Source organism: Conyzicola sp., assembly GCF_046714715.1.
In the GTDB taxonomy this organism is placed as follows: domain Bacteria; phylum Actinomycetota; class Actinomycetes; order Actinomycetales; family Microbacteriaceae; genus Conyzicola.
Map to the genome: position 1 here is coordinate 1 of NZ_JBKKAD010000096.1, position 3,961 is coordinate 3,961.

At 68.4% G+C, this 3,961-nt stretch carries 3 protein-coding genes; all 3 read right to left on the minus strand.

Annotated features, from left to right (window positions below; genetic code table 11):
• On the minus strand, positions 1 to 1,590 hold a 1,590-nt coding region (gene miaB, locus ACLQ6X_RS07520; protein ID WP_411699554.1), incomplete at its 3' end, for a tRNA (N6-isopentenyl adenosine(37)-C2)-methylthiotransferase MiaB.
• Positions 1,591 to 1,662: 72 nt separating this feature from the next.
• The gene (locus ACLQ6X_RS07525; RefSeq protein ID WP_411699555.1) at positions 1,663 to 2,550 is read right to left on the minus strand and encodes a RecX family transcriptional regulator; all 888 of its coding nucleotides are present in this window, start codon (positions 2,548 to 2,550) and stop codon (positions 1,663 to 1,665) included.
• A gap of 1 nt (position 2,551) precedes the next feature.
• A complete protein-coding gene (gene recA / locus ACLQ6X_RS07530; RefSeq protein WP_411699556.1) occupies positions 2,552 to 3,763 on the minus strand; it encodes a recombinase RecA in 1,212 nt (403 codons plus the stop codon).
• Positions 3,764 to 3,961 lie beyond the last annotated feature (198 nt).

Here is a 3,961-nt window from a genome sequence, read left to right on the forward strand (position 1 = left end):
GTCGTAGATGGGCGTCGTCGAGACCTGCGGGGCGCTGACCGCGCGCAACGGGAGCGAGGCGCCGGGCCCCGTGCCGATGCGCAGGCCGGGCAGTCCGAGCGAGACCTGGCCGGTCTTGCCCGCGGCCCCCGCGGGGGCCGGCACACCGCAGGACTCGGCCTCGGCGCGGTCCCAAGCGTCGCCCGAGCGGGTGCGGCGCACGATCAGGGGTTCGCCCGGTGTCGCGTCGGCGACGAGGTGGAAGGATGCGGCCTCGCTGATGCGCACGGTGACGATGTCGCCGGGACGCGGCACCTCGCTGCCCGCCGGCACGTCGAAGTGCACGAGGCGGGAGTCTTCGGCGCGGCCCGACAGGCGATGGCGTTCCGCGTCGCGCTTGCCCTCCGCGGCTGACACCAGCACGTTGACGACGGTGCCGACGAGCTTCTGGTTCTCTTCGCGCGAGATGTGGTCTTGCAGGGCGGTGAGGCGCTCATAGCGTTCCTGCACGACGGCCTTCGGCACCTGGTCGGGCATGGTGGCGGCGGGAGTGCCGGGGCGGATCGAGTACTGGAAAGTGAACGCCGAGGCGAAGCGCGCGGCCTCCACCACCCGCAGCGTCTCCTGGAAGTCTTCCTCGGTCTCGCCCGGGAAACCGACGATGATGTCGGTGCTGATCGCGGCGTTGGGGATCTTGGCGCGCACGCGGTCGAGGATCCCGAGGAACTTCTCGCTGCGGTAACTGCGCTTCATCGCCCTCAGGATGCGGTCGGACCCGGACTGCAGCGGCATGTGCAGCTGCGGCATCACCGCGTCGGTCTCGGCCATCGCGTCGATGACGTCGTCGGTGAACGCGGCGGGGTGCGGGCTGGTGAAGCGGATGCGCTCGAGGCCGTCGATAGTGCCGGCGGCGCGCAGCAGCTTTCCGAAGGCCTGACGGTCGCCGAACTCGACGCCGTAGGAGTTGACGTTCTGGCCGAGCAGGGTGACCTCGAGCGCGCCGTCGTCGACGAGCGCCTGCACCTCGGCGAGCACGTCGCCGGGGCGCCGGTCTTTCTCCTTGCCGCGCAGCGCGGGCACGATGCAGAACGTGCAGGTGTTGTTGCAGCCCACCGACACGGACACCCAGCCGCTGTACGTCGACTCGCGCCGGGTGGGCAGCGTGGACGGGAAGACGTCGAGCGACTCGAGGATCTCGATCTGCGCCTCGTCGTTGTGGCGGGCGCGCTCGAGCAGCGCCGGCAGGGACCCCATGTTGTGCGTACCGAACACCACGTCGACCCACGGAGCCTTCTCGAGGATCACCGACTTGTCTTTCTGCGCGAGGCAGCCGCCGACGGCGATCTGCATGCCCTCGTGGGACTTCTTGATCGAGGCGAGCATTCCGAGGTTGCCGTAGAGCTTGTTGTCGGCGTTCTCGCGCACCGCGCAGGTGTTGATCACGACGATGTCGGCCTGGTCGTCGGACGCCCGCACGTAGCCGGCGGCCTCCAGCGAACCGCTCAGACGCTCGGAGTCGTGCACGTTCATCTGGCAGCCGTACGTGCGCACCTCGTAGGTGCGCACCTTGGTCGATTCGGGCGCTACTGGCGTGGGTGCGACGAGGGTCATAGTGCTGTCCAGTGTAGAACTTGCGGGCGGCGCGATCACCGAAGGGTGGCCTACGCCGGAAGCTGCTCGCGCCTACCTGAACCGGGGCCCGGCCGGCCCGAGCGCGGCCTTCACCGCGGCGCCGACCACGGTGCCCGAGTAGCCACGACGCTGCAGGAACGCGCTCAGCCGTCGCTCGGCAGTGGTTCGGTCGTAGGAACTGAGCTGGCCGGCACGCTTGATCGCGACCTCCGTGGCGCGCTCCAGCTCGTCGTCGACGTCGACGCTCTCGAGCGCCTCGTCGATCGCGGCCTGGTCGACCTGACGTCGACGCAGTTCGGCGGTGATGGCCGACTTGCCGAGGCCTTTGCGGTCGCGCAGCGTGTTCACCAGGTCGTGGGCAAGCACGCGGTCGTCGAGGAGGCCCGCGCCCTCGAGGCGTTCGACCTCGGCCGCCACCTCGTCGGGCTCGATCTCTCGGTTCTCGAGCAGCGTGGTCATCTCGGCGCTCGACATGCCCTTGCGGGCGAGGGCGTTGATGCTTGCCCGGCGCACCGGTGGAGGCTTCGGTGCAGCCTCTTCGGCCTGGTCGGGCTGGTCGGGGTGGTCGGGCTGCTCGACGAAGCGCACACCGCCCGGCGCAGGGTCCGACGCCGTGGTCTCAGCGCCCGAGTTCTCGACGACGGACAGAAACCGCCGGGCCGCGGCTATAGCAGGAGCCTCGGGTTCGGGCTCTTCTTCTGCCGGTTCGTCGTCGCGGGACGACGGGCCATCGGCGTCTGCTCCTGGCTCGATGTACCAGCCCGACGCCGGTGTGCGCCCGTTCGCCGCGGGACCCGCGGTGTCACCGACGGGCGACACCGCGGCATCTGGTGCGGACTCATCTGCAGACGCATCTGACGGTACTTCCGCGGGAGCGGCTTCCGACGGCGCGCCGAACAAGTAGCTGACCTTCGCGAGACGGCCGTCGGAACGCTCCACGCTATTCGCCTACGGCTTTGAGCAGTTCGGCGTCGGCGCGCGCGGCGACATTCTGCGTTGCGGCAGCACCGGCGGCCGAACCCTTCGCGACCTTGAGTGCTGCCGCGCTCGTGGCCTTGGCTGCCTTCTCGGCGCTCGCGGCGATCTTGGCGGCGTTAGCCTCGGCGCGTTCGACGGCCGCGGCCTTGTCGGCCACGTCTTTCGCCGCCTTGCCCTCGACGCCGATGCCGAGCTTCAGCATGATCTTGCCCTCGATCTCGGCGGCGATCTCGGGGTTCTCGAGCAGGAACTTACGCGAGTTGTCTTTACCCTGGCCGAGCTGGTCGCCGTCGTAGGTGTACCAGGCTCCGGACTTGCGCACGATCTCGTGCTCGACGCCGAAGTCGATGAGGCTACCTTCGCGGGAGATGCCCACGCCGTACAGGATGTCGAACTCGGCCTGCTTGAACGGCGGCGCCATCTTGTTCTTGACGACCTTGACGCGCGTGCGGTTGCCGTAGGCCTCCGTGCCGTCTTTCAGGGTCTCGATGCGGCGGATGTCGAGGCGCACCGACGCGTAGAACTTGAGCGCCTTACCGCCGGCGGTGGTCTCGGGGCTACCGAAGAACACACCAATCTTCTCGCGCAGCTGGTTGATGAAGATCATGGTGGTGTTGGTCTGGCTGAGGCCACCGGTGAGCTTGCGCAGCGCCTGCGACATGAGCCGGGCCTGAAGGCCGACGTGGGAGTCTCCCATGTCGCCCTCGATCTCGGCGCGCGGCACGAGGGCCGCGACGGAGTCGATGACGACGAGGTCGATCGAGCCGGAGCGCACGAGCATGTCGGCGATCTCGAGGGCCTGCTCACCCGTGTCGGGCTGCGACACGAGCAGTGCGTCGATGTCGACGCCGAGCTTCTGGGCGTACTCGGGGTCGAGCGCGTGCTCCGCGTCGATGAAGGCTGCGATGCCGCCGGCACGCTGCGCGTTCGCGATGGCGTGCAGCGTGAGGGTGGTCTTACCCGACGACTCCGGTCCGTAGATCTCGACGATGCGGCCGCGGGGAAGCCCGCCTATGCCGAGCGCGACGTCGAGCGCGATGGAACCCGTGGGGATCACGGCGACGGGAGCGCGCTCGTCGCTGCCGAGGCGCATGACCGAACCCTTGCCGAACTGGCGGTCGATCTGGGCGAGGGCGGTGTCGAGCGCTTTTTCGCGGTCTGCTGCTGATGCCATTGTGTGTCTCCTTGGAGTCGTAGGTTGCTGCCCATAGGCTGTCGGGATTCTGGGGGCCGATGGTGCAGGGCCCCGAGCCTTCCGACAAAGGCTGGTTCAGTTGTTTCCAACCGTAGGTGCGGGGTACGACATCGAGCCGTACGCCTCGCCAACGGTGGATAAACCGTCTTCGATAGAAGCTATGAGGGAGTCTACAGA

Excerpts from the sequence above, each read along its gene's own strand:
- recA (WP_411699556.1), bottom strand. The coding sequence starts at position 3,763 with ATGGCATCAGCAGCAGACCGCGAAAAAGCGCTCGACACCGCCCTCGCC.